This window comes from Tepidimonas charontis (genome assembly GCF_007556685.1).
Classification (GTDB): Bacteria; Pseudomonadota; Gammaproteobacteria; order Burkholderiales; family Burkholderiaceae_C; genus Tepidimonas; species Tepidimonas charontis.
Window position 1 is genome coordinate 1 of record NZ_VJON01000072.1, and the last position, 5458, is coordinate 5458.

Annotated in this window: 4 protein-coding genes and 1 pseudogene; 2 read left to right on the forward strand and 3 right to left on the reverse strand. The window is 67.2% G+C overall.

Annotation, left to right across the window (positions count from 1 at the left end; genetic code table 11):
* Both Tchar_RS13125 and Tchar_RS13130 read right to left on the reverse strand, forming a co-directional pair.
* A partial coding sequence (locus Tchar_RS13125) for a hypothetical protein (protein ID WP_144329442.1) occupies nt 1-127 on the reverse strand: 127 nt, incomplete at its 3' end.
* Nucleotides 128-591: 464 nt separating this feature from the next.
* Complete coding sequence (locus Tchar_RS13130) at nt 592-1791, reverse strand: threonine ammonia-lyase (RefSeq protein WP_144329439.1); 1200 nt, start codon at nt 1789-1791, stop codon at nt 592-594.
* Nucleotides 1792-2244: 453 nt separating this feature from the next.
* Between Tchar_RS13130 and Tchar_RS13135 the strand changes: the two genes are divergently transcribed.
* Both Tchar_RS13135 and rfbB read left to right on the forward strand, forming a co-directional pair.
* Nucleotides 2245-3615: a glutamine synthetase family protein gene (locus Tchar_RS13135; protein ID WP_236640473.1), complete on the forward strand. Its 1371-nt coding sequence runs from the start codon at nt 2245-2247 to the stop codon at nt 3613-3615.
* A gap of 162 nt (nt 3616-3777) precedes the next feature.
* The gene (gene rfbB, locus Tchar_RS13140) at nt 3778-4872 is read left to right on the forward strand and encodes a dTDP-glucose 4,6-dehydratase (protein WP_144329441.1); all 1095 of its coding nucleotides are present in this window, start codon (nt 3778-3780) and stop codon (nt 4870-4872) included.
* A gap of 351 nt (nt 4873-5223) precedes the next feature.
* Here rfbB and Tchar_RS13145 read toward each other — a convergent pair.
* A pseudogene (locus tag Tchar_RS13145) lies at nt 5224-5458 on the reverse strand (IS5/IS1182 family transposase); the annotation flags it as partial.

A 5458-nucleotide genomic window follows, 5' to 3' on the forward strand; every position in this document is an offset into this window, starting at 1 on the left:
GGTTGTGTTTGAGGTGGCGGCCCCACAGGGCCACGGCCATCTCGGCCATGCCCATGGGGGCCCCGGGGTGGCCGCTGTTGGCCTGCTGCACGGCATCCATGGCCAGCGCACGGATGGCGTTGGCCATGGCGCCCGGGGTGGCGCGCGGTGAGCTCATCGGGGATCCTGTCGTGATCAGGGTAAACCCGCAGATTTTACCGGCCCGCCTGTGCTCGCCCGCAGCCCGACGCAGCGCTTCGGCGCGTGCGTGGCGGCCACCGGCTGCCAGGGCGCCGGCAACCGCCCGTCTATGGCCCACACCGCCTCCGGCGCCACCGCGCAGCGTGCCACACCGCTGGCCGCTGATACCGAGTGACCGCCGGTAAAAGATCCAAAAGCGGGCAGCCAGAGGGCCGAAGGCGTCAGCACGAAACAGGGCAGGCGCAAGCGCTCGCGCGCGGGACCGCGCAGCACCGCCACCGGATGCACATGACCACACAGCGCCACCGGCGCTATCCGGCCACCGGCACCCCGGCGCCGTGCCCGCCGCAACGTCCCGGGCTTTGACCCACACGGCGCACCACCGCCACGGCACCACGCCCACACCAGTGGTTAGCGCTGCGCCACGGCAAAGCCGGCGGTCTGCAGTGCCTGCATCACCTCCTGCACATGCTGTGGGCCGCGGGTCTGCAGCACCAGCTCGATTTCCACGTTCTGCGCCGCCAGCAGGGTAAAAGCGCGCTGGTGCTGCACCTGGTCGATATTGGCCCCCGCCTCGGCAACCACCTGGGCGATACGCGCCAACTGCCCCGGCAAGTCGCGCGTGCTCACCACCAGTCGCGCCAAGCGCCCGGCGCGCACCATGCCGCGCTCGATGATGGCGGCCAGCAGCAGCGGATCGATATTGCCGCCGCACAAGATCAAGCCGACCTTGCGCTGCGCAAAGCGCGGCCGGTGGCGCAATACCGCCGCCAGCCCGGCGGCCCCAGCACCCTCCACCAGTGTCTTTTCAATCTCCAGCAACAGCACGATGGCCTGCTCGATATCCTCCTCGTCCACCAACAGCCACTCGTCCACATAGCGGCGTGCCAGCGCCAGCGTGCGCTGCCCTGGCGCGCCCACCGCAATCCCCTCGGCGATGGTGTTGCCACCGCTGGGCCAGCTGGAGCCCGTCAGTGCATTGACCAGGGCCGGAAAGCGCCGCGTCTGCACCCCCACCACCTCGATGTCGGGCTTGAGCGCTTTGGCGGCCGTGGCCACTCCGGCGATCAGGCCGCCGCCACCGGCGGCCACCACCAAGACCTCCAAATCCGGCTGCGCCTGCAGCATCTCCAGACCAATCGTGCCTTGCCCGGCGATGATGGCATCGTCATCGTACGGATGCACGAAAACCAGCCCCTGCGCAGCCGCCAAGGCGTGGGCATGCGCACGCGCCTCCTCCAACGTGTCACCGTGCAACACCACCTCGGCACCGAAGGCGCGCGTGCGCTCGACCTTCACGCCTGGCGTGAAGCGCGGCATCACGATCACCGCGCGCAAGCCCAGCCGCTGGGCGTGGTAGGCCACTCCCTGCGCGTGGTTACCAGCCGACATCGCCACCACGCCGCGCGCGCGCTCCTGCGGTGTGAGCTGCGCCAGCTTGTTGCACGCCCCGCGCTCCTTGAACGACGCGGTGTACTGCAGGTTTTCAAATTTCAAATACAGCTGCGCGCCCGTGATCTGCGACAGCGTACGCGACTCCAGACACGGCGTCTGCAGCACCTGCCCTGCCAACCGCGCGGCGGCCGCCTCGATATCACCCAAACCGATCACGCTCTCTGTCTCCTTGCCAGGATGGTCGTCCGTGCGCACGCGATCGACCGCCGCCACGCGCCAAGCCGGCGCCCACCCGCGCCGCCGTACAGTGGCGGCTGCGTTTTACCGCGCACCAAGTCTGTGCCGGCATTGTCGCAGAGCCGCCCACAGCGACGCCGCCAGCCTGCGTCGGCCTGCAGCCCGTGCACCCCGGGCGTGCCCCTCACCCCATCCGCAACCGGGGTCAACCTGCCCCCATGGCCGCGTGGGCCGCATGGCCACCCGACGGCCTAGACAACCTGGGCACCCGCAACCCCAACTACGCTCACAAATGGTGCCCACGATCGACGGCCGGACGGCACCGTACCCTGCCCGCGGTGCGCGCATACTTGCGGTGACGCTGCTCTGGTGCGTCCTCGATCACAGCAATCACCCGCCGCGCCCGCCCACTGTGCAAGGCGCGGCGGCTCCATGGTCACCCCACCGCATCCGCTGCCCATGCACACCACCGCCGACACGATCCGCCAGTGGCTGGATCAACACCACATCACCGAAATCGAGTGCCTCATCCCCGACATGGCTGGGCAGGCGCGCGGCAAGATCGTGCCGCGCCACAAGTACGATCCGGCACAGGGGCTGCGACTGCCCATCGCCGTGCTGGAGATGACGGTCACCGGCGCTTACCCCGAGCAGGACTTCGTGCCGGTGGCCGACCCCGACATGCGCCTGGTGCCGGACGCCGCCACGCTGCGTCTGGTGCCCTGGGCCAAGGAACCGACCGCCCAAATCATCCACGACTGCCTGCACTTCGACGGCACGCCGGTGGAACTGTCCCCGCGCAACGTCCTGCGCCGCATCCTGGCGCAGTACGAACGCGACGGGCTGCAGCCCATCGTCGCCCCCGAGATGGAGTTCTACCTGGTGCAAATCGAGCCCGACGAGGACATCCCCTTGCGGCCGCCGATTGGCCGCACCCAGCGCACCGAAGCCGGCATGCAGAGCTTCTCGATCGACGCCGTCAACGAGTACGACGATATCTTCGACGTCATCTATGACTGGTGCGAAGCCCAAGGCCTGCAGCTGGACACCCTCATTCACGAAATGGGCACCGCGCAGATGGAAATCAATCTGGACCACGGCGAGCCGCTGGCGCTGGCGGACCAGGTCTTTCTGTTCAAGCGCACGGTGCGTGAAGTCGCCATCCGCCACCGCATGTACGCCACCTTCATGGCCAAACCCATGCAGGGCCAGCCGGGCAGCGCCATGCACATCCACCAAAGCGTGGTGGACGCCGCCAGTGGGCGCAACATTTTCAGCCTGCCCGACGGCCAGCCGTCACCGGAATTTTTTCACTTCATCGGGGGGCTGCAGGCCTACCTGCCCGCCGCCACCGCCTTCTTCGCGCCCTACGTCAACAGCTACCGGCGCCTGTCGCGCTACACCGCCGCCCCCATCAACCTCAGCTGGGGCTACGACAACCGCACCTGCGGTCTGCGCGTGCCACAGTCCAGTCCCGAGCACCGCCGCATCGAAAACCGCCTCGCGGGCGTGGACGTCAACCCCTACCTGGCCATCGCCGCCAGCTTGGCCTGCGGCCTGCTGGGCATGCGCGAGCGCCTGCAACCCAGCGCCCCCCTCACGGGCAGCGCCTACGAGCAGCCCCACCAGTTGCCGCGCCACCTCGACGACGCCGTCGAGCGGCTGCTGACCTGCACGCCACTGGCCGAACTGTTCGGCGAGCACTTTTTGCGCACCTACGCCGCCATCAAAGACGCCGAATACCGCGAATTTTTCGATGTCATCAGCCCGTGGGAGCGGCGCTTCTTGTTGCTGAGCGTCTGAGCCCTCCACCCACATGGGTAAACCGCAGCCGCGCGCGCTGCCGCTCCCACCGCGCCGGCATACATCCCGTGCCGCCTGCCACGCAGGCCAGCGTGGGGCCTCTGGGCTCGTCCTCGACTGCCCAGTGGCAGAAACGCGGCGGCGCCATGTGATAATTTTTTCATGACCATCCTCGTCACCGGCGGTGCCGGCTTCATCGGCAGCAACTTCGTGCTCGACTGGCTGGCCCAGTCGAACGAGCCCATCGTCAACCTCGACAAACTCACCTACGCAGGCAACCGGGAAAACCTCGCCAGCCTCGAAGGCGATGCCCGCCACTGCTTCGTGCAGGGCGACATCGGTGATGTCGCGCTCGTGCAGCGCCTGCTGGCGCAGCACCGCCCGCGCGCCGTGCTGCACTTCGCCGCCGAAAGCCACGTCGACCGCTCCATCCATGGGCCCGACGACTTCATCCAAACCAACGTCGTCGGCACCTTCCGCCTGCTGCAGACCGTGCGCGCATACTGGAGCGAACTGCCCGAGCCCGCACGCAGCACCTTCCGCTTCCTGCACGTCAGCACCGACGAGGTCTATGGCAGCCTGGGCCCCAGCGACCCTGCCTTTACCGAGGCGCACCGCTACGAACCCAACAGCCCCTACTCCGCCAGCAAAGCCGCCAGCGACCATCTGGTGCGCGCCTGGCACCACACCTACGGCCTGCCGGTGCTCACCACCAACTGCTCCAACAACTACGGCCCCTACCACTTCCCGGAAAAACTCATCCCGCTGATGATCGTCAACGCCCTAGCCGGCCAACCCCTGCCGATCTACGGCGACGGCCAGCAGGTGCGCGACTGGCTCTACGTCGGCGACCACTGCAGCGCCATCCGGTGCGTGCTGGCTGCGGGCCAGCCGGGGCAGACCTACAACATCGGCGGACGCAGCGAACGCACCAACCTCGCCGTCGTCCAGCAAATCTGCGCCGTGCTGGACGAATATGCCCCAGCGCCGCAGCGCGGCGTCACCCACGCGCGCACCGGCGTGCCCATCCGCCACTACGCCGAGCTCATCACCTTCGTGGCCGACCGCCCGGGGCACGACCGGCGCTACGCGATGGACATCGGCAAAATCGAGCGCGAGCTGGGCTGGCGCCCGGCCGAGACTTTCGACAGCGGCTTGCGCAAAACCGTGCAGTGGTATCTCAACCACCCCGAATGGGTGCAGCGCGTGCAAAGCGGCGCCTATCGGGCGTGGGTGCAAAAGCAGTACGGACAGTAGTCGCGACTTTCGCCGCTCCTGTCAAGCCCAGCCCGCCCAATGCGCCCGCCTCGGGCACTGCGATCTGAAGTCGTTAGCGAACCCGAGCTGCCCGGGCAATCGAGGAGGTGTTGAGTTCACCCCAAATTGTCCATTAGCCATTTTTCGTGAATTTGGTGCAAGCTACGCGCCGCGGCGGTTAGGAAACCTCTGCACAACCCAGCCTATTCGTTCCAGAGGACGCGGTGATGGTAGACTTTGTTTCACATGACGGGATCAGGGGCAGATTTTGAGTTATTTTCCGCTCCACAAGCCCCTTTCGTGGGCCTCCTGAGGCCTCGTCGGCCCCCAGTGGCGCCGTGGCGGGCGCACTTATCCCGTTGCAGCCAACAAGGCCTTGCGCACCAGCCACAGATTGAGCAGCGCAAACAGGACGTTGAGTTGCGCGCCGTTCTTGGCCAAGCCTCGATAGGGCGTCTTGCAGTAGCCAAACTGGCATTTGAGTACCCGAAACGGATGCTCGCCCTTGGCACGAATGCGCGCCTTGGTGCGTTCCAAGGCATCCATCACCTGGCCAAGAAAAGTGCTCTTGTCCAATGCCCGGCGC

Excerpts from the sequence above, each read along its gene's own strand:
- Tchar_RS13135 (WP_236640473.1), top strand. The coding sequence starts at position 2,245 with ATGGTCACCCCACCGCATCCGCTGCCCATGCACACCACCGCCGACACG.
- rfbB (WP_144329441.1), top strand. The coding sequence starts at position 3,778 with ATGACCATCCTCGTCACCGGCGGTGCCGGCTTCATCGGCAGCAACTTC.